Below are 23,137 nucleotides of genomic sequence, written 5' to 3' on the forward strand. Positions count from 1 at the left end.
GTTGCGGTTAGCCAACCACTAACTGATGGTTCGCCAGCAGCGTCGCCAGATCGGTGTGAACGTTGGTCAGCGTGGCGATGGTGGTCATCGACTGCGCTGTGCCGCTGCCATCCAGATCGACCTTAATGACGGTGTCGTTGCCTTCGGTGCTGACGCTCAGGTACTCCGCCAGATTGCCGACGCCAGCGCCCAGAGTGGCGACGCCGTTCACGTAGCTGGCATCTGCCGTACCGGTGTAACCGCTCGACTGCAACAGATCGCTCAGATCAAGTCGGTCGGTGTTCGCCGTGCCTTCCCATGTGCCGACCGTAAAGCCGTTGATGGTGTCGGCACCGTTACCGCCGGTGGCGTCAGCACTGTCGAGCAACTTGTACAGCAGCGTGTCGTGCCCGCCGTTGCCCAGGTTGAAGGTGTCGTTGCCGCCGCGCCCTTCGAACACGTTATCGCCCGCGCTGCCGGTGAACACGTCATCGAAGTTCGACCCGGCAATGCCTTCGATGTCTTTGAAGGTTGACGTGTTGAACCCGGTGTTCTGGGCATTGGTGTTGCTCAGATCCACGGTGACTCCGCTGGTGGCATTGCGGTAATCGACGATGTCCTGACCCCCGGTGGCGCTCCATGTCGCATGGTCTGACGTGGTGCTCCAGCCGCCGGAACCGTTGTAGATATAGGTGCCGCTTTCCGCGATAAACGTATCGTTGTAGCCGGTGCCGGTGAGGGTGCCGCTTTGTCCGCCGGTGGCGGCGTCCGCCGTTACCGAGTAGCTGCTGGTGCCATCGCCTGCGGTCAGGTCAGTCCAGGTGGCATTGGACGACACGCCGTTGATGTTGCGCACCAGCACCGCCGAATAGGTTTCATTCGGATCCAGCCCGTAGAAGTTCACCAGCGCCGAGGCGTCGTTAATCCCGATACCTGACTGGGCGTTGATGATCTGCGAGGCCACCAGTTCACCGGCTGAGTTGTACAGCTGAACGGTATTGCCGTAGAACACGTTCATCCCTTCGCCATCGAGAATGCGCAGGTGGATCGCCGTGCCGTCGGCAATGGTGCTGTTGTTGGCGATGTACACCACTTTGCCGTTAGCCTGCGACACCAGCAGATCCTGTGTTCCGTTCCAGTCGTAATCGAGGGTGGCAATCCCCGTGACGTTGACCAGTGCGGTGGCCAGCGTGCTGCTGCTCCAGTTGTTACCGGTGCCGTCATTCATAAACAGCGTGGCGGTCTGGCTGCCGGAATAGGTGCTGAACTTGATGATGTCCATATCACCGTCACCGTCCCAGTCCACGGCGGCGGAGAGATACCCGGCTGACGCCGCATTGGTCGTCGCCGCGCCCACCGCCGTTGGCGTGGTCAGCAGGGTGCCCTGCCCGCTGTTGTAATAAATCGCGCCGCCATAGTTGTACGTGCCGTTCGGGTTCAGACCGGAGGAAATGTACAAATCCATCAGGCCGTCGCCGTTGAAGTCCGCCCATGTCATCGACACCGCCGTGGTGGTGTCGGCCGCATTCGGCACAAAGACGTTGGCGATATTTTGGGTTTCTGTCAGCGTGCCGGTTCCGTTGTTGCTCACCACCGTCAGCGCATACGCGCCGTTGCGGTTGGTGTGCTGAACGATGTCCACGGTACCGTCGTTGTTGATATCCACGCCGGAGATTTCACGGTATGTCACCCCCGCCAGCCCTGCCGCGCCGTTGGTACCGTCCGCGGTCAGCACGCCGTTGTTATTGACCAGATACGTACGGGAGTCGCCGCCCGCATCGCCGTAGGCCAGATCCACCCAGCCATCGCCGGTTTTGTCGTAAGCAATCACGCCGCCGTACCAGATCAGCGTGCCGACAGCCTGCTGGCCGTAGGTGTAAGTGCCGTCCGGGTTCGCCGTCCATTTACCCTGGATGCTGCCGCCGTAGTTGGTTTCCGTCGCATAAATGTCTGACGTGCCGTTACGGTCGGTATCCGCCAGCGTATAACTCACCACAATGTTGCCGCGGGAGTTGGTCAGCGTGGTGCCGGTATAACTGTTCAGGTCGGTACTGGTGTAATCGGAGATACCGGTGACAATGTTCCACAAACCGTTAGCGTTCACGCTGAACGCCATCGCATTGGTGGTTGTTGCCCCTGCGGTAGTGGCCCAGCTGGTGTCCACGGCGGTTTCGGCATACACGATGATCGCGCTGGTGCTGATGCCCGCATCGTTACCGTTACCGGCGCTGCTTCTTACCTGCGCGGTCACGTCATAACTTGCCAGCCCCAGAGCGCCCGGCACCTGCAAATACCAGGTGTTGTTGAGCGGATCGACGACCACGGCACCGCCAGCTTCCGACGTGTAGGTCACGCCGTTGACCACCACCTGCACATACATGCCTTCGCCCAGCGCTTCGGACAAAGTCCCGCTGATGATCGGCGTGGTGTCCTGCGTAGATTCCGCTGTCACGGTGGCAATGGTGGTCGGAATGGACGTATCCACGGTCAGCGTAAAATCGGTGGATGACGTGGTGTTCCCTGCCAGATCCTGCGAAGTCGCGACGTAAACATAGGTGCCGTCAGCCAGCGCTGAATCCGAGAAGGTCCAGGCCAGACCGACCACCGTCGCGACGCCAACAAACACGCCGTTGCGGTAGATTTTCAGCACTTCACCATCGGCCAGCGCCTTGCTCAGCGTGCCGCTCAGCGTCGGTGCGGTTTCATCGGTGTAAGTGCCGGAACCGAAGGATCCCTGACGGTCGCCTTCGTCATCCGAATACTGAACGATGGTCGCTACCGCTTCCGGGTTCAGCGTGTCGATGACCACGGTCTGGCTGCCGATCGTGCCGATGTTGCCTGCCTGATCGATAACCCGGACCTGCACGTTATGATTGCCGTCGGTGAGCACGGTGCCGGTGGCGTCATAGCTCCATGACTGGCCGTTAACGATCACATCCGTCCAGGTGTTGCCGCCGTCGAGGCTGATTTGCGCCCTTTCGTCGGTCGCCAGCGTTGCGCTCAGTCTTCCCGTGAACGTCAGGGTATTGTCGCTGGTAATAAAGTCACTGGCGGAATCGCCGGTGTCAGTGCTGATCGCGCCAATGGTGATGAGTTGCGTCGGCGCGGTGGTGTCAATGGTCACCACCTGCTGCGCGGTCTGGCCAACGTTACCGGCCTGATCCACCACGCGAACCTGATACAGCGTCTGGCCGTCGGTCAGCGTGCGGCCATCCACGTAGCGCCAGGTGCTGCCCTGCAGCGTCACGGTGGTCCAGGTCGCGCCGTTATCAACACTGATTTGCACCACTTCGCCTGCGCCAAGTTCCGCGCCAATCGAACCGGTGACCGTCAGCGAGGTATCGCTGGTCACGAAGTCGCTGTCTGAAATACCGGTGTCCGTGCTGATGCTGTCGATGGTTACGGTTTTAGTGCTGTCCGGCGCAACGGTATCAACGGTAACCACTTTCGAGGTCACGCTGCCGACGTTACCCGCCGTGTCCACCACGCGGACGTTATAGGTGTAATCACCGTCCGTCAGCGTGCGGCCATCCACAAATGTCCAGCCGGTGCCGATGGTGGTCGCGTTCGACCAGGTCACACCGCCATCGAGACTGACCTGCACGAACTCGTCGGCAGCCAGCGCCGCGCCGAGCTTACCGGTGACGGTCAGCGCGGTGCTGCTGGTCACAAAGTCGGTGCTGCTCAGACCGGTATCCGGACTTATTGCATCAATACTGACGGTTTTGCTGCTGTCCGGTGCCGTGGTATCGATCGTGACCACCTGGCTGGCGGTCGCGCCGACGTTCCCGGCCAGATCGACCACGCGCATCTGGTAGTTGTAATCCCCGTCGGTCAGCGTACGGCCATCGATGTAGGTCCAGGTCAGGCCGCTGATGCTGACGTCTTGCCAGGTAGTGCCACCGTCGAGGCTGATTTGGGCATACTCATCCGCCCCCAGCGCCGCGCCAAGCGTGCCGCGCAGGTTAATGGTGGTGTCGCTGGTGATAAAGTCGCTGCTGCTCAGGCCGGTATCCTGCGAAATCGCATCGATACTGATGGTCTGGCTGGCGTCCGGTGCCAGGGTATCAATCACCACGGTCTGCGACGCCGTCGAACCGACGTTGCCCGCCGCATCAATCACCCGCACGTTATAGGTGTAACTGCCATCCGCCAGCGCGCTCCCCTGCGCATAGCGCCAGGTCGTGCCGGTCACGGTTAAGTCAGTCCAGGTCACCCCGCCATCCAGGCTGATTTGCGCGAATTCGTTGTTGCCCAGTGCCGCAGACAGCGTGCCGTTAAGCGTGATGGTGTTGTCGCTGGTCACGAAATCGCTGTTACTGCGGCCGGTATCATCGCTGATTGAATCCAGGGTGATGGTCATCGATGGCGCGGTGGTGTCTACCGCAATGTCGTGACTGGCCGCACCGACGTTGCCGATGCTGTTGGTGACCGACGCGGTGATGGTGTAATTCTCACCATCCGCCAGCGCGTTCACCGCATTGGCGCTGAGGTTCAGCGTCCAGTTCTGGTCGTTGCCGACCTGCGTGGTGTAGCTCTGGCCGTTCAGCGTCACCGTCACGATGGAACCTGCCGGTGCCGTTGAGGTCCCGGTAATCGCCAGCGGCCCGGCGTGTTCCGCCGCGCTGATCACGTCGTCCTGCGCGAAGGTGTTGATGGTGACTTCAGGCACCACACCGCTGAGGCTGACTGAAGAATCCGCCGCTGCCGGGTTCCCCGCCACATCCGTCACGGAAGCGCTGACGGTATAACTGCCGTCGGCCACACCGTTGAAATCTGCCGCAGGCACATTCACGCTCCACGTCCCTTCTGCGGTGACGGTGCCGTGGTATTCGCGGTTGTTGAAGGTCACGGTGACCGTCTGACCGGCTTCTGCCGACGTGGTGCCGCTGATGGTCTGACCCGCCTGCTGCTCGGTGGTGTTGATGATGTCATCACCGGCAATGGTGCTGATGGTCAGCGTCGGCGCAAGGGTATCGACAATCACTGACGCGCTCGCCGAGGCCGGGTTGCCCGCCACGTCCGTGGTGCTGGCGTTGACCGTCAGGGTGCCATCCTGCAAGGCTGCCACGTCGTCCTGCGGAACCTGCACCGACCAGGTGCCGTCGGCGTTAACCCGCGTGGTATAGGTGACACTGTTGAGCGTCACGCTCACCGTCTGACCGGCCTGCGCCGTGGAGGTGCCGCTCAGGGTTAATGGCTGCTCCAGCTCCGCCGCGTTCAGCATGCCGTCGGCGGTGATCGGGTTGATCAACAGCGCCGGTGCGGTGGTATCCACCAGCACGTCATGGCTGGCGCTGGCCGGATTACCCGCCGCATCCCGGGCGCTGGCGGTCACGGTGTAGTTACCGTCCGTCAGGCTGGCGACATCGGTCGCCGGAACGCTCAGCGTCCAGTCACCGTTGACATCCACCTGTGCGGTGTAGGTTTTGCCGTTCAGCACAACGGCGACTTCTGTGCCGGAAATCAGTTTTTCACTGCTGCCGGAAAGCGTCAGGCTGTTGCCGTGCTCCGCCGCATTGATGATGTCATCCTGCGCAATCGCATCGATGCTCAGGCTGACCGCATCGGTATTGACGGTGATCAGATGGCCGGTGCTGCCGGTATTGCCCGCGCTGTCGGTGATGCTCACCGTGAAGGTCGTTTCGCCGGAGGCCAGCGCGCTGATCACGCTCGCCGGTACGCCGACGCTCCAGTTGCCGCTGGCATCCACCACGGTGGTGTAGGTGTTGCCGTCAATCACCAGCGTCACCAGATTGCCCGCCTGCGTCCCGGTGCTGCCACCGGTGATCACCTGCGCCTGCGCATGTTCTGCGGTGTTCAGCACATCGTCACCGGCGACGGTGTTGACGGTGACCACCGGCGCAGTGACATCCACCAGCAGGGCGCTGTCGGTGCGGGTGCTGTTACCGGCGATATCGCTGACGCTGGCGCTGACGGTGTAAGTGCCGTCTGTGATCGCGCCCGCATCTGCCGCCGGTACCGTGGTGTTCCAGGTGCCGTCTGCCGCGACGTCGGCGGTGTAGGTTTTACCGTTAAGGGTAATCGTCACCTGCTGACCGGCTTCCGCATTTGTCGTCCCGCTCACTACCACGTCTGCGCCCGCTTCCGCGCTGTTCAGTACGTTGTCACCGGCGAGGGTGTTGATGGTCAGCGTTGGCGCGGAAGCATCCACTTCTGCGGTATTCGCCGCGCTGGCGCTGTTACCTGCCGCGTTGGTCACGCTGACGGTCGCCGTGGCGTCGCCGTCTTTCAGCGCCGCCATGTCTGCCGCCGGAACGGTCACGCTCCAGCTGCCGTCGTCGCCCACTTTGGCGGTGTAAATGTGACCGGCAAAGTTAACGGTCACGTCGCGACCGGCTTCGACGTTTTGCGTGGTGCCGCTCAGGGTCAGGTCTGCCGCTTTTTCCGCGGCGTTGATGATGTCGTCTACCGCGATGGTATCGACGGTGATCGCCACGCTGCTCAGATCAACGGTGATGTTTTGCGTAATGCTCACCGGATTGCCGGAGGCGTCCGCGCCGCTGACGGTGATCGCCAGCGGGCCCGCAGGCCAGTTCGCCACGTCCGCTGCCGGAATGGCCGCCGACCAGCTGCCGTTGGCCTTCAAGCTGGCGGAATAATCCACGCCGTTCACGGTCACGGTTACATTGCTGTTCGGTTCGAGATCGGTACTGGTGCCGCTGATGATCTGGTTTTGCTGGATTTCGATGCTGTTGACGATATCGTCACCGGCCACGGTATCCAGACGCAGGCCCGGCAGGTTGGCGTCGATAGCGATATCGCGATCTGCGCTGCCAGTATTTCCATGCTGGTTGGTCACGCTGGCGCTGACGGTCAGGTCACCGTCGCCGAACCCTTGCAGATCAGCCGATGGCACGCTGACGCTCCAGCTCAGATCTGCCTGGACTTTAGCTTCATACGTTTTGCCGCCGAGCGTGATAGTGACAGTGTCACCCTCTGCCGCGTTGGTGACGCGGCCGCTCAGGGTCTGGTCTGCCGCCGCTTCGGCAGCGTTGATCACGTCGTCGCCCGCCACTGCATTGATGGTGACGGATGGCAGCGAAGTATCGACCAGCAGGTTAGCGCTTTCGGTGATGTTGTTGCCGATATCGCTGTTGGCGCTGGCGGTCACGCTGTAGTTCGCCTCGCCCAGTGCCGCCAGTGCGCTGGCCGGAACCGTCAGGCTCCAGACGCCCGCCGCAATCTGCGCGGTATAGGTCACGCCGTTCAGCGTCACGGTAACCTGCGTGCCTTCGCTCAGGTTGGTGCCGGTGCCGGAAATCGTCAGGTCTTCACCTTTTTCAATGGTATTCAGCACGTTGTCCTGCGAAATCGCATCAATGCTCAGGCCCGGCAGGCCGGTGTCGACGGTGACATCATGCGTCTGAGAACCGGTGTTGCCTGCGCTGTCGGTGATGCTGACGCTGACGGTATAAGTGCCGTCAGAAATCCCGCTGATCACGCTGGCCGGTACGCCGACGCTCCAGTTACCGCTGGCGTCCACCACGGTGGTGTAGGTGTTGCCGTCAATCACCACTGTCACGGTGTTACCGCTGACCGTGCCGGTGCTGCCGCCGCTGATCACCTGCGCCTGAGCGTGTTCGCTGAGGTTAATGACATCGTCACCGGCGACGGTGTTGATGGTCACCACCGGCGCGGTGACATCCACCAGCAGCGAGCCTGTCGCGCCGGTGGTGTTACCGGCAATGTCGCTGACGCTGGCGCTGACGGTGTAAGTGCCGTCGGTGATCGCCCCCGCGTCTGCCGCCGGTACCGTGGTGCGCCAGGTGCCGTCTGCCGCGACGTCGGCGGTGTAGGTTTTTCCGTTAAGGGTAATCGTCACCTGCTGACCGGCTTCGGCGTTTGTCGTCCCGCTCAGCACCACGTCTGCGCCCGCTTCGGCGCTGTTCAGTACGTTGTCACCGGCGAGGGTATCGATGGTCAGCGTTGGCGCAGAGGTGTCCACTTCTGCGGTATTCGCCGCGCTCGCACTGTTGCCCGCCGCGTTGGTCACGCTGACGGTCGCCGTGGCGTCGCCGTCTTTCAGCGCGGCCATGTCCGCTGCCGGAACGGTGACGCTCCAGCTGCCGTCGTCTGCCACTTTGGCCGTGTAAATGTGACCGGCAAAGTTAACGGTCACGTCGCGACCGGCCTCAACGTTTTGCGTTGTGCCGCTCAGCGTCAGGTCTGCCGCTTTCTCCGCCGCGTTGATGATGTCATCAACCGCAATGGTATCGACGGTGATCGCCACGCTGCTCAGATCCACGGTGATGTTTTGCGTGATGGTCACCGGATTGCCGGAGGCATCCGCGCCGCTGACGGTGATTGCCAGCGGGCCCGCAGGCCAGTTCGCCACGTCCGCTGCCGGGATTGCCGCCGACCAGTTGCCGTTGGCCTGTACGCTTGCGGAATAATCCACGCCGTTCACGGTCACCGTCACAGTGCTGTTCGGTTCCAGATCGGTGCTGGTGCCGCTGATGATCTGGTTTTGCTGGACTTCGATGCTGTTGACGATGTCGTCACCGGCCACGGTATCCAGACGCAGGCCCGGCAGGTTGGCGTCGATAGCGATATCGCGCTCACCGTTGCCGGTATTTCCATGCTGGTTGGTCACGCTGGCGCTGACGGTCAGGTCACCGTCGCCGAACCCTTGCAGATCAGCCGATGGCACGCTGACGTTCCAGCTCAGATCTGCCTGGACTTTGGCTTCGTAGGTTTTGCCGCCGAGCGTGATGGTGACAGTGTCACCCTCTGCCGCGTTGGTAACGCGGCCACTCAGGGTCTGATCCGCCGCCGCTTCGGCAGCGTTGATCACGTCATCGCCCGCCACCGAATTGATGATCACGGATGGCAGCGAGGTATCGACCAGCACGTTGTGGGTGGTGCTGCCGGTGTTGCCCGCCGCGTCGGTGCTGGAGGCATTGAGGGTGTAGTTCGCTTCGCCGAGGTTTGCGACATCAGTTGCCGGAACGTCGAGCGTCCAGACGCCGCCGCTGACCTGGGTGCTGTACGCTTTGCCGTTAAGAGTCAGGGTGACGGTTGAACCGTCAGCGCCGTCGCTGGTGCCGCTGACGGTCAGCGCTTCGCCTTTTTCGATGGCGTTGATCACGTCGTCGGAGGCCACGGTGTTGATGGTCAGCACCGGTGCAGCGGTATCTACCGTCACATCGTGCGTGACGGAACCCGGATTGCCCGCCGCGTCTTGCGCGCTGGCGGTGATGGTGTAGCCGGTATCGTTCAGGGTGCTGACCACAGAGGCCGGAACGCCGACGCTCCAGTTGCCCGACGCATCCACCGCGGCGGTGTAGCTGTGGCCGTCGATCTCAACCGTCACCAACCCGCCCGCAGGCACGCCGGTGCTGCCGCCGGTGATCATCAGGTTTTGCTGATGCTCCTGCGCGTTGATCACGTCGTCGGCTGCCACGGTATTGATGGTCAGGGTTGGCGCGGTCACGTCAACCAGCAGCGAGCCGGTTGCGCCGGTGGTGTTACCGGCAACATCGCTGACGCTGGCGCTGACGGCATAAGTGCCGTCTGTGATCGCCCCCGCGTCTGCCGCCGGCACCGTGGTGTTCCAGGTGCCGTCTGCCGCGACTTCCGCGGTGTAGGTTTTGCCGTTAAGGGTAATCGTCACCTGCTGACCGGCTTCGGCGTTTGTCGTCCCGCTCAATACCACGTCTGCGCCCGCTTCCGCACTGTTGAGCACGTTGTCACCGGCGAGGGTGTCGATGGTCAGCGTTGGCGCGGCGGTGTCTACTTCCACAGTATTCGCCGCACTGGCGCTGTTGCCTGCCAGATTGGTGACGCTCACGGAAACGGTAGCGTCGCCGTCTTTCAGCGCCGCCATGTCTGCCGCCGGAACGGTCACGCTCCAGCTTCCGTCGTCGGCCACTTTGGCGGTGTAGGTATGACCGGCGAAAATCACCGTGACATTCTGACCGGCTTCAACGTTTTGCGTTGTGCCGTTCAGGGTCAGATCTGCCGCTTTTTCCGCCGCGTTGAGGATGTTGTCGGTGGTGACGGTGTCGATGGCGATCGCCACACCGGTCAGATCCACCGTGATGTCGTTAGAAATGGTGACATTGTTTCCGGCTGAGCTGGTGCCGCTGACGGAAACCGTCAGTGCGCCCGCAGGCCAGTTCGCCACGTCTGCCGCCGGAACGGCCGCTGACCAGCTGCCGCTGGCGCTCACATTCGCCCGATACTCCACGCCGTTGACCGTCACGATCACCGTGCTGCCTTCAGCGATACCGGTGCTGGTGCCGCTGATGATCTGGTTCTGGGTAATTTCAATGCTGTTGACGATATCGTCACCGGCAATGGTATCAATGCGTAAACCGGGGATCGCGGCGTCGATGGCAATATCACGCTCACCGGAACCGGTGTTGCCGCTGAGATTGGTCACCGTTGCGGAAACCGTCAGCGCGCCGTCGCCCATTGCCGCGAGATCGGCCGCCGGAACGGTCAGACTCCAGGTCAGGTCATTTTGTACTTCGGCGTGGTACGTCTTGCCGCCCACGGTGACCACCACCTGTTGCCCCGCTTCCGCATGGAGCACGCTGCCGCTGATCACCTGATCGGCGGTCACTTCGCTGGCGTTGATCACGTCATCACCGGCCACCACGTTGATGGTCACGGCCGGGCTGTCAGAAGAGGTTTGCAGCCCTTTGCTGACTGAACCGCTGTTGCCGTACTCGTCGGTGCCACGCACGCTCACCTGATACAACGCCTGTCCGAGGTTCGCCAGATCGCTGGCCGGAACGTCCGCACTCCACGCGCCGTTGGTCACGGTGCCCTGATAGTCCAGACCGTTAAGCGTGACGATAACCTGGGTGCCATCCGCCAGACCGGACACCGTACCGGTGATGGTCAGGGTGGTGAGCGCTTCGGTGGCATTAAGGATGTTGTCGCCACCGGCCATGTCATTGATGGTAAATACCGGCGCGGTCGTTTCGACGGTCACATCGCGGTTTGCAGAACCCGTGTTCCCGGCCACGTCCGTCGCCTGTGCGGTGATGGTGTAGCTGCCGTCGTTCAGACCGCTGATCACGTCCGCCGCAACGCCGACGCTCCAGTTGCCGCTGGCGTCGCTGACCGTACGGTAATCGACGTTATTGATGGTGACGATGACAACGCTGCCTGCCTCCACGCCGGAGACGGTGCCGCTGATCACCTGCGCCTGCGCATGTTCGCTGCTGTTAATGACGTTATCGCCCGCGACGGTGTTGATGGTCACGACCGGCGCGGTGAGATCTACCTGCGCGGTGCCTGTTGTCGATGCCGGGTTGCCCGCGATATCGCTGACCGAGGCGTTGATAGTGTAGCTGCCATCGCCCAGGCCGGAGAACACAGTGCCCGGTACGGTGGTGGACCAGGTGCCGTCTGCGGCAACCTGCGCAAGATAGGTATTGCCGCCGAGCGTAATGGTGACGGTCTGCCCGGTTTCAGCGGTGCTGGTGCCGGTCAGCGTGACGTCTGCATTGCCCGAAACGGCGGTCAGCACGTCGCTGCTGGTGACGGTATTAATGGTCACCACCGGCGCGGAAGCATCCACTTCTGCGGTATTCGCCGCGCTGGCGCTGTTGCCTGCCGCGTTGGTCACGCTGACGTTCGCCGTGGCGTCGCCATCTTTCAGCGCCGCCATGTCCGCTGCCGGAACGGTGACGCTCCAGCTGCCGTCGTCGGCCACTTTGGCCGTGTAAGTGTGACCGGCAAAGTTGACGGTCACGTCGCGACCGGCTTCAACGTTTTGCGTCGTGCCGTTCAGGGTCAGGTCTGCCGCTTTCTCCGCGGCGTTGATGATGTCATCCACCGCAATGGTATCGACGGTGATCGCCACGCTGCTCAGATCAACGGTGATGTTTTGCGTAATGCTCACCGGATTGCCGGAGGCGTCCGCGCCGCTGACGGTAATCGCCAGCGGGCCCGCAGGCCAGTTCGCCACGTCCACAGCCGGAATGGCCGCCGACCAGCTGCCGTTGGCCTTCACGCTGGCAGAATATTCCACGCCGTTCACGGTCACCGTCACAGTGCTGTTCGGTTCGAGATCGGTGCTGGTGCCGCTGATGATTTGGTTTTGGGTAATTTCGATGCTGTTGACGATGTCGTCACCGGCCACGGTATCCAGACGCAGGCCCGGCAGGTTGGCGTCGATGGCGATATCGCGCTCACCGTTGCCGGTGTTGCCGTGCTGGTTGGTCACGCTGGCGCTGACGGTCAGGTCGCCGTCGCCGAACCCTTGCAGGTCAGCGGATGGCACGCTGACGCTCCAGCTCAGATCTGCCTGCACTTTCGCTTCGTAGGTTTTGCCGCCGAGCGTGATGGTGACAGTGTCACCCTCTGCCGCGTTAGTGACGCGGCCGCTCAGGGTCTGGTCTGCCGCCGCTTCGGCAGCGTTGATCACGTCGTCGCCCGCCACCGCATTGATGATCACGGATGGCAGCGAAGTATCGACCAGCACGTTGTGCGCGGCGCTGCCGGTGTTGCCCGCCGCGTCGGTGCTTGAGGCGCTGAGGGTGTAGTTCGCTTCGCCGAGGTTTGCCACATCGACCGCCGGAACGTCCAGCGTCCAGACGCCGCCGCTGACCTGGGTGCTGTACGCTTTGCCGTTGAGGGTCAGGGTGACGGTTGATCCGTCCGCGCCGTCGCTGGTGCCGCTGACGGTGAGGGCTTCGCCTTTTTCGATGGCGTTGATCACATCATCAGAGGCCACGGTGTTGATGGTCAGCACCGGTGCAGCGGTATCCACCGTGAAATCGTGCGTGACGGAACCCGGATTGCCCGCCGCGTCTTGCGCGCTGGCAGTAATGGTGTAACCGGTATCGTTCAGGGTGCTGACGACTGAGGCCGGAACGCCGACGCTCCAGTTGCCCGACGCATCCACCGCGGCGGTGTAGCTGTGGCCGTCGATTTCAACCGTCACCAGCCCGCCCGCAGGCACGCCGGTGCTGCCGCCGGTGATCATCAGGTTTTGCTGATGCTCCTGCGCGTTGATCACGTCATCGGCTGCCACGGTGTTAATGGTCAGCGTTGGCGCAGTGACGTCCACCAGCAGCGAGCCGGTCGCGCCGGTGCTGTTACCGGCGATATCGCTGACGCTGGCGCTGACGGTGTAAGTGCCGTCAGTGATCGCCCCCGCGTCTGCCGCCGGTACCGTGGTGCGCCAGGTGCCGTCTGCCGCTACTTCCGCGGTGTAGGTTTTACCGTTAAGGGTAATCGTCACCTGCTGACCGGCTTCGGCGTTTGTCGTGCCGCTCAGCACCACGTCCGCGCCCGCTTCGGCGCTGTTGAGCACGTTGTCACCGGCGAGGGTGTCGATGGTCAGCGTTGGCGCGGAGGTGTCCACTTCTGCGGTATTCGCCGCGCTGGCGCTGTTACCTGCCGCGTTGGTCACGCTGACGGTCGCCGTGGCGTCGCCGTCTTTCAGCGCAGCCATGTCCGCTGCCGGAACGTTCACGCTCCAGCTGCCGTCGTCTGCCACTTTGGCCGTGTAAGTGTGCCCCGCAAAGTTGACGGTCACGTCGCGACCGGCTTCAACGTTTTGCGTTGTGCCGCTCAGGGTCAGGTCTGCGGCTTTCTCTGCCGCGTTGATGATGTCGTCCACCGCGATGGTATCGACGGTGATCGCCACGCTGCTCAGATCAACGGTGATGTTTTGCGTAATGGTCACCGGGTTACCGGAGGCGTCCGCGCCGCTGACGGTGATGGCAAGCTCGCCCGCAGGCCAGTTCGCCACGTCCGCAGCAGGGATTGCCGCCGACCAGCTGCCGTTGGCCTTCACGCTTGCAGAATAATCCACGCCGTTCACGGTCACCGTCACATTGCTGTTCGGTTCGAGATCGGTGCTGGTGCCGCTGATGATCTGGTTTTGCTGGATTTCGATGCTGTTGACGATGTCGTCACCGGCCACGGTATCCAGACGCAGCCCCGGCAGGTTGGCGTCGATGGCGATTTCGCGCTCACCGTTACCGGTGTTGCCGTGCTGGTTGGTCACGCTGGCGCTGACGGTCAGGTCGCCGTCGCCGAACCCTTGCAGATCAGCCGATGGCACGCTGACGCTCCAGCTCAGATCTGCCTGGACTTTAGCTTCATAGGTCTTGCCGCCGAGCGTGATAGTGACAGTGTCGCCCTCTGCCGCGTTGGTGACGCGGCCGCTCAGGGTTTGATCCGCCGCCGCTTCGGCGGCGTTGATGATATCGTCGCCCGCCACCGCATTGATGATCACGGATGGCAGCGAACTGTCCACCAGCACGTTGTGCGTGGTGCTGCCGGTGTTGCCCGCCGCGTCTGTGCTGGAGGCGTTCAGCGTATAGTTTGCTTCGCCGAGGTTTGCGACATCAGTTGCCGGAACGTCCAGCGTCCAGACGCCGCCGCTGACCTGGGTGCTGTACGCTTTGCCGTTGAGGGTCAGGGTGACGGTTGAACCGTCCGCGCCGTCGCTGGTGCCGCTGACGGTCAGCGCTTCGCCTTTTTCGATGGCGTTGATCACGTCGTCAGAGGCGACCGTGTTGATGGTCAGCACCGGTGCAGCGGTATCTACCGTCACATCGTGCGTGACGGAACCCGGATTACCCGCCGCGTCTTTCGCGCTGGCGGTGATGGTGTAGCCGGTATCATTCAGGGTGCTGACGACAGAGGCCGGAACGCCGACGCTCCAGTTGCCGTTCGCATCCACCGCGGCGGTGTAGCTGTGGCCGTCAATTTCAACCGTCACCAGCCCGCCCGCAGGCACGCCGGTGCTGCCGCCGGTGATCATCAGGTTTTGCTGATGCTCCTGCGCGTTGATCACGTCGTCGGCTGCCACGGTGTTGATGGTCAGCGTTGGCGCAGTGACGTCCACCAGCAGCGAGCCGGTTGCGCCGGTGGTGTTACCGGCGATATCGCTGACGCTGGCGCTGACGGTGTAAGTGCCGTCTGTGATCGCCCCCGCGTCTGCCGCCGGCACCGTGGTGCGCCAGGTGCCGTCTGCCGCGACTTCCGCGGTGTAGGTTTTGCCGTTAAGTGTCACCGTCACCTGCTGACCGGCTTCGGCGGTTGTCGTGCCGCTCACTACCACGTCTGCGCCCGCTTCGGCGCTGTTCAGTACGTTGTCACCGGCGATCACGTTAAGGCTCAGCGTTGGCGCGGCGGTGTCTACCGTCAGTTCCTGCGCCGCACTGGCGTTATTGCCCGCGACGTTGGTCACGCTGACGCTCACGCTGGTGTCGCCGTCTTTCAGATTTCTGATGTCGGCCGCCGCAACGGTGACGCTCCAGCTGCCGTCCGCCTGCACCGTCGTCTGATAGGTGCCGCCCGCGAAATTCACCGTCACCTGCTGACCGGCTTCGACATTTTGTGTGGTGCCGCTCAGCGTGACATCTGCCGCTTTTTCCGCGGCATTAAGGATGTTGTCCAGCGCGATGGTGTCGATGGCAATCGCCACGCTGCTGAGATCAACGGTGATGTTGTTGGCAATGCTGACGCTGTTGCCCGACGTGCTGGAGCCGGTCACGCTGATGTTCAGCTCGCCCGCTGGCCAGTTCGCCACGTCTGCCGCCGGAACGGCCGCTGACCAGCTGCCGCTGGCACTCACATTCGCCCGATACTCCACGCCGTTGACCGTCACGATCACCGTACTGCCTTCGGCAATGCCGGTGCTGGTGCCGCTGATGATCTGGTTTTGCTGAATTTCGATGCTGTTGACGATGTCATCGCCCGCAACGGTATCTATGCGCAAGCCCGGCAGACTGGCGTCAATGATGATTTCGCGCTCGCCGTTGCCTGTATTGCCATGCTGGTTGGTCACTGACGCGCTGACGGTCAGATTTCCGTCGCCAAGCGCCTGCCAGTCTGCCGCTGGCACGCTGACGCTCCAGCTCAGGTCGTCTGCGACGGTGGTCTGATAAGTGTGGCCGCCCACGGTGACGAGCACGGTATCGCCCGCCGCCGCATGGGTGACTTTCCCGCTGAGGATCTGGTCAGCGGTGATTTCTGTGGCGTTGATGATGTCATCGCCCGCGGTGACGTTCACCGTGACCTGCGGCAGCGCGGAATCCACCTGCACCTGATGCGATGCGCTACCGGTGTTTCCGGCCGCGTCGGTGCTGACGACGGTCAGGGTGTAATGGGCTTCGCCGAGTTTCGCCACATCGGACGCCGGAATGCTGACGGACCATTGGCCGCCGCTGACGCGGGTGGTGTAATCCACACCGTTGAGAGTCAGGGTGACGGAGGTGCCATCCGGGCTGCTGCTGGTACCGGTGACGGCCAGCGCTGCGCCTTTGGCTTCGGCGTTGATCACGTTTTCAATCGCGACGGTATCAATGGTCAGTTCCGGCAAATCGGAAGACAGTACGAGGGTCGAGGTCTGGCTGCCGGTATTGCCTGCTTTGTCGGTGATGCTGACGCTGACATCGTGGCTGCCGTCCGCCAGTGAACTGAACACGGACGCCGGTAAACCGATGCTCCATGAGCCATCCGCCGCCAGCGTTGTGGTGTAGGTCTGGCCGTTGATGACCAGCGTGACGGTGTCGCCCGCTTCCCCGCCGGTGCTGGTGCCGCTGACGATGTGCGCCTGCATTTGCTCCGTGCTGTTGAGGATGTTGTCACCGGCGATGGTATCGATGGTGACGACCGGCACGGTGGTGTCTACGCGGAAATCATGCGTGGTGGAAGTGCTGTTACCCGCCGCATCGCTGACGCTGGCGCTGAGGGTGACGTTGCCGTTCGCCAGTGCGCCTGCCTGCGCGGCCGGAACGCTCACGGACCAGTTGCCGTCTGCGCCAACGGTCGTGGTGTAGGTCTGGCCGTTCAGGTTGAGAGTGACGGTCTGACCGGCACCGGCATCCGAGGTGCCGCTGAGGATCAGGTCGCTGCCCGCTTCCGCCGCATTAAGAATGTCATCGCCCGCCAGCGTGCCGATGGTCAGCGACGGAGGGTGCGTATCCACCGTCAGCGTTGAGGCGGAAGTGATATTGTTACCGGCGCGATCCGCGCCGCTGACCTGCACGGTGTGAACGCCGTCAGCCAGAGCCTGCGCGTCTGCCGCCGGCACCTGCACGGACCAGGAGCCGTCTGCGCCCACGGTGGTCTGCCAGCTTGAGCCATTAAGGGAAACGGTCACCGTGGTGCCCGCCGCCAGGTTTTCGCTTTTACCGGAAAGCGTCACGTCGCTGCCTGCTTCGGCAGCGTTGAGCACGTTATCGCCCGCCATGGTGTCGATGCTCAGGGAGGCTTTGGCCGTGACAATGGTCAGGGTGATGGAGCCTGCGCTGGTGGTGGAACCGTTGCTTTCCTGTACCACCATGTAGGTATGCGAACCGGCAGACTGCGCGGCCAGTTGAGCGGTCCACTGCCCGTTTGCGTCAACCACGGTGGTGGCGATGATGTTACCGCTGGCATCCACAATGGCGATATCTGCCCCCGGATACCCGGTGCCGGTGAAGGTCGGACGCGTGTCGTCGGTCACCGCCTGATTCGCCAGAATGCCCTGGCTGTCGCCCTGCGTGTCGGTCACGAGGAACGTCGGCTGTGCCACTTCGACATCTTTGGTGTTATCGATGACTTTGGTTTTTTCGTCGGTGCCGCCGCTGTGACCCAGCAACGCGCCCGCCGCGCCCGCGCCCAGCACGCCGGCCAGCAGGTACGGCCATTCCACGGTCACTTCTGCCGTGCTGAGCATTAGGCTGCTCATGTCCGCCAGCGGGGTTTCCACCGCGGTGAGGGTAAATACCGGCGTATCATGAGGGGCAGTGGCGTCGGTGAAATTCACCTCGGTCATCTGCTGATTTTCATCCTGAAAGACCAGTTTATTCTCGTCTTTATCACCTATATTCTCGAAATATCCTACACAGCGAATAACCGAACCATCCTGCATATGAATAATCAGATCATTGCCGCTGCGTTCATAGCTGGCGACATTTTTCACTGCGTCATGAATAACGACCACACCGGATTCATTCATCGCGACGGATGTATTTCCTTCTGCGGTGAAAACATTTTTCAATGACGTTTTACGAGAGATAATATCCATGGTTTTGCTCATGATATTGTGTCCATTCCTTTTATATACCCAATAGGTGTTATTACAACGCCATTAACCTGGCATTGTTTTTCTGTCGGAACTGCAGGTTACTTTAAATCAGGCAGTGACTGACTCACGCCCTGGTTAATACCGAGTTGTGGCAATAAATCATTCATCGCCGTGGCGTAATTTATTTGCGAATACCAGCTGTCGTATCGGGCGCTGACCTGTGAAAACTGCGCCTGGAATACATCCTGTTCCACGCTGAGTAAGTCATTCAGGGTGCGCTGATTGAGCTTATATTCGTTTTTGTACACATCACGCGAGCGGACTGAATCCTGCAACTGATCAGCACTGGCCTGCAACTGCCCTTGTGCGCCAGCCCAGTTGGCATAAGCCACAGAGGCTTTTTGCAGTACATCCAGCTTGGCCTGATCGACCAGCGTGGCGGCAATGTTTTTATGCCCTTCCGCCTGGCTAACGCGGGCGGAAACCGCGCCTCCCTGGTAGAGCGGAGCATTCACGTGCAGCTGGATCTGATTATTCCAGTAAGGGTTATTGGTTGTTTCGTAACGGGTTCGACTGGCCTGTAAACTCAGGGTCGGTAAATAATCAGACTTGGCTTTATTCACTTCAAATGAGGCGGATTCTTGTTGCGCCTGCGCATATAACACGGACGGCACCCGCGAATAATTAATATTATCTGGCATGACCGGCGGATCTAAATTCACACCGGACACGGGCAGGTAATGATTTGCTTTCACGCCGGTCAGCGACGCTAATTGGGCTTTCGCCGCAGATAAGCTCGCCTGATATTGTTTCAGTGTTGAACGCATCCCGGAAATACGTGATTGCGCCTGCAACACATCCGAGCGGGTACTTAATCCGGCGTCGGCGCGCAAAGAAGACATTCGCCGGACTTCTTCGAGCGCATTAATATTATCCTGCACCGCCTGGGTCAGATCCTGATATTTCAGCACATCGAGATATGCCGTTGCCGTTTGTTCGGCGACGTCAGACAGTGTCGCCAGCAGTTTGTAGCGATAGCTTTCCTGCGCAGATTTTTGCTGGTGAATGCTGGCGTTGGTTTTGCCGAAATCGTAAACCAGCTGTGAGAGCGTCAGGCCGTAAGCCGCCGCATTGTTCAGACTGTTGAAGGAATCCTGCTGCGTCGAGTTACCGGTATTGGCGGTCAGCCCGATTTGCGGATACCACGCACTTTGCGCTTCGCGGATTTGCGCCTGACCAATCCCCATCTGATACGCCTGCTGGGTAACGGACGGGCTGCGTGAAAACGCCTGCAAAATGGCGGTTTTCAGATCCACCGAATCCATGCCTTTCATCGACGGCGCAGTGGCCCACTGTGGCGCTGTTTCTGAAACGGCGGCCTGTGTGATAAACGGCAGCGTCAGAAACAGAGTGAGCACGCTGCACTTTGTTACGACACTCTTAAGCATTTTTTTCATCTGACGCTCCTGTCGGTATCCTGTCGGAAACATCCTCGTGCCGCTGTCGCACTGTTTCCGAAACATCTCTTCCTTTTCACTTACGGCATCATTATTGCAATGTTCCTCACTCAGAAATAGTGGCTGAAAACCGTCGGAACGCTCTGAAACAATCGGAGGACACATTCACGCGGTGCGAAAAATCCTAAGTTTTGCATTCATCAGATGAATGAATTTACCTGTGATATCAGGGTGTTATTTTTCTCACAAAAAGATGTCGTGAAGTGACAAAAAGCACACTGAAATCAGGGGATTCGTTCACAATCGTCGGAAAAGCTTTACAAAAGTCAGGCAAATCCTAGGAATATTTGCGAAATCCTTACAAAGAAAATCACCAGAATTTGTCTTATACAGCGTGGCAGAAGGGTGAAATGAGAGAAAAGCGAACGATTATTCTGAATAATTCCTTAGGGTGTTTTGCCTGAATCACTTCAGGCAAAGGTGAAAAATCAGCAGAATAAAAAACGGCGGAATTGTTTAATGAAACTGATGTGTTGAAGGGGCATCTGCTCAGAGTTCGGCATTGCCGGGATTATCAAAACCCACACGCCCGATGAAGGGTAAACGCAGCGCCGGAGACTTAATATCAATGCCGAGATTTAGCCCTAACACATTGACCTCCACGCCCTCTTCCACGCCCATCGTGACGCCCAGAAGCCCCAGCACCGATACCTGAACGCCACGCCCCGACGGCGGTAAACCGATCGGATTGGTGATGCCGCGATAGTCTTTACCGATCGCATTAGACGGCATATCTAGCTTGAGATCCGGCACTTCACGGCCAATATGCGCCATAAAGGTGTTACTGTTCGGGCCCGGCCAGGCGTGATAGGTATGCGGATAAGGGTAATTTTTGATGGCCGCTTCGATCTGCGGGATCAGCGCCTGCGCTGACGCGCCCCGGTGATCGACCAGCTTTCTCGGCCTTGAACCAAACCAGTAGCCGTCAGGTATGGCGTAATTGCGGCGAACGACGTTGTCGCTGCCCCAGCTGACCACGTCGTAACGGGTAAAGGCGGTTTCCCCTTCACGTTTGAAAATAATCCACGGGTGGACGGCGACCAGCCCGCGCCATCCGTAAGTGGGTGCAACGTAAATCTGCACAATCGCGGTGTCTTTGAGCTTAACCGGATCGGGTGCAATCCCGGCGGAATCACGGCGTGCCGTTGACCAGTTTTGCACGGGTTCTTCTTTGGTCTGGGTCGCTTTGGCATAGCTGTATCCAAATGACAGCAGCAAAACACAGACAAAGACGAGGCTAAACCATTTAAGGGTGATCATGCTTTTTTCACCTGAGAGAATTGTTCGAAACCTCCACATTACGCACTGCGCCGGAGGGTGGCAATAACGCATGGCATTTGCGGGCGTTCAGGCGGGAGGGGGGGACGGGAATGTTGCGGGATGCGCGGCGGCGCGGGGTAAATCTGCACATAAAAAGAGGGAGATATCGCTATCTCCCTCCGGGTATAAATGACAACTGACTTAGCCGTTAATGACGCTGATGTGTAAACACCGGCTCAGGCTGAGTGCGGCGACCCAACATGCCCATCGCACCGGCCAGTACGGCTTCAACGATTAACATAAAGAAGGCGAACCAGCTGGCTTTCGCCGTGGCGGCGGCCGCTTTCTCGCCAGCTTCACGGGCTTTCTGCTCCGCCTGCTGTTTCAGTTCTTCGTATTTTGCCCGCGCCTGCTGATAGGTTTTCTCAGCCTGGCTGACAATCTGATCCACTTCCTGATCGCTTTTACCGGTACGCGCTTTGATGATATTTTTCAGCGCTTCGCGGTCAGCGGCCTGGAATGTCGCTTCATTACGGGAAATAAGGCCCTTAATAAAGTTGGTCAAATCAGTGTCGGCAGTTTGCGGATGATTCGCGGTGTCACCGGCCTGCGCCTGTGCATTATTGACTTCACCTTCCGCTTTATTTTGCAAGTTCTCCGGCTGTAATTCCGGTTTACCCGTCTGACGCAACGTGGTTTCAAGTTCATTCTGTAAACTGTCGAGGTTAATATTATTCTCGCCCAGTTTATCTTTTACCATCTGAGTCACCGGCGGCGCGGCGGCGGATATTCCGCTGCCTAACGTTTGCAACCCGGAACCCACCACGCTCATTGCGCCGCTCATGGCATTATTCACCACCACCAGCAGGAACCAGGCGCAAATCAGCGTATTGACGCCAAACATTAACAGACCATGCAGCGCCCCTTCGCGCTGGGCCAGACGGCCGCTGGCGTAAGCACCGGCCGCGATGGAGATCAACATACTGGCACCGGTCCAGATGGCCGCGCCCATACCCAGACCGTCCAGCGGATTTTGTTCTTTCAGCGGATCAATGGTACTGGCTCCGACCGCGGTACCTAATATGGACAACAGCAGATAAACCACCATTGAAATAATGACACCCGCGAATACCGCACTCCATGAAATACGTTTAAGGGGAACAGAATTTACCGGTTCAACCAGCGTATTATTGTAATGCCCTGGTGCAGGGTTAGGGTTTTCAATCATTTTGATATCTCCATTGGTTACCATACTTTTCATTAAAAAAAGCAAATAAGGTACGTTAAACTCCTGAGAACCACCGCAAAAGGCCATATTAAATATATAAACCTGACAGCAGCTTAAATAAGATTAGCCATAAAACGGGAAATTGCCTCTGTCGCACCGCGAATTCAACGTCCGTTTAAGTCAAATTCGTCAAAAACTCATTAAAAATCATTACCTGTTCGCAATGAAACTATTTTAATTATTTTATAAAACCGGTCGGTGCGTAAAACATGAAGACGTCAACCGCACACCGGGAAAATGGGACAGCAAGCCATTGCCGCCCCGCGGGCTCTGCCGCATACTGCCGCTAACATGACGAAAGGCTGAAAACGAATATCTGATATAACTCATTGAACATAAAGGATGAATATGACTAATTCTCAGAAAGCATTGATCATTGGCGCCTCGCGCGGTATCGGTTTAGGCGTGGTAAATGTTCTGGCAGAACGCGGCTGGCAGGTCACCGCGACGACGCGTGATGCGGTTCCTGCCGGCAGCCCGTCCTCTGCAGAGTGGCTGAAGCTGGACATCAATAAAGCTGATGAACGCAAGGCGGTGAAAGATGCGCTTTCAGACAGCACGTTCGACCTGATTTTTGTTAACGCAGGGGCATTCGGCCCGGATCATCAGGACGTCAATCAGGCAGATGATGAAGAGATCGTCAGGCTGTTTATGACCAACACGTTTTCCCCGGTGCGCTGCGCAACAGAATTGCTGCCTTTGCTGAAAGCGAAAACAGGTGTCATCGCGCTGATGACGTCTGAACTGGCCAGCCTGAATGAAAACGACGTCGCCACTTACCCGCTCTATTCCGCCAGCAAAGCGGCTTTGAATATGCTGACGCGTCCGCTGAAAGAAGAAACCGACAAGCAGGGTCAGACGCTTTTATCCGTGCATCCGGGCTGGGTGCAGACTGACATGGGTGGCGAAAATGCCACACTGACCATCTCTGAAAGCACCAACGGCATTGCTGATGTGTTCGAAAAATGGCGCGGCAAAGGCGGCCATCATTTTGTGGAATATTCCGGCCGCGAACTGCGCTGGTAAAGGTTCCCTCCTGTTTAAAACGGTAAACAACGGCCTCTGCGGAGGCCGTTTTGC

5 protein-coding genes are annotated in these 23,137 nt (G+C 59.8%); 1 reads left to right on the forward strand and 4 read right to left on the reverse strand.

Annotation, left to right across the window (positions count from 1 at the left end; genetic code table 11):
- Nucleotides 1–7: 7 nt before the first annotated feature.
- The 4 genes from ACO0U8_RS15070 to ACO0U8_RS15085 all read right to left on the reverse strand — a co-directional run bounded on the left by ACO0U8_RS15070 (nucleotide 8) and on the right by ACO0U8_RS15085 (nucleotide 21,997).
- Nucleotides 8–18,004 (reverse strand): Ig-like domain-containing protein, encoded by a 17,997-nt coding sequence (locus ACO0U8_RS15070; protein WP_421671122.1) that lies wholly within the window; start codon nucleotides 18,002–18,004, stop codon nucleotides 8–10.
- A gap of 86 nt (nucleotides 18,005–18,090) precedes the next feature.
- Nucleotides 18,091–19,449: a TolC family outer membrane protein gene (locus tag ACO0U8_RS15075; protein WP_082465701.1), complete on the reverse strand. Its 1,359-nt coding sequence runs from the start codon at nucleotides 19,447–19,449 to the stop codon at nucleotides 18,091–18,093.
- Nucleotides 19,450–19,998: 549 nt separating this feature from the next.
- Nucleotides 19,999–20,769, reverse strand: coding sequence for a DUF3750 domain-containing protein (locus tag ACO0U8_RS15080; RefSeq protein WP_056772644.1), 771 nt, complete (start codon nucleotides 20,767–20,769; stop codon nucleotides 19,999–20,001).
- Between the two features lie 208 nt (nucleotides 20,770–20,977).
- Entirely contained in the window at nucleotides 20,978–21,997 is a 1,020-nt protein-coding gene (locus tag ACO0U8_RS15085; RefSeq protein ID WP_235533401.1) for a hypothetical protein, read from the reverse strand.
- Nucleotides 21,998–22,405: 408 nt separating this feature from the next.
- Here ACO0U8_RS15085 and ACO0U8_RS15090 point away from each other — a divergent pair, with 408 nt between their 5' ends.
- The gene (locus ACO0U8_RS15090) at nucleotides 22,406–23,083 is read left to right on the forward strand and encodes an SDR family oxidoreductase (protein ID WP_122096594.1); all 678 of its coding nucleotides are present in this window, start codon (nucleotides 22,406–22,408) and stop codon (nucleotides 23,081–23,083) included.
- The last annotated feature ends 54 nt before the right edge of the window (nucleotides 23,084–23,137 follow it).

This window comes from Rahnella sp. EDr1-12 (assembly GCF_049206505.1).
GTDB lineage: Bacteria > Pseudomonadota > Gammaproteobacteria > Enterobacterales > Enterobacteriaceae > Rahnella > Rahnella rivi.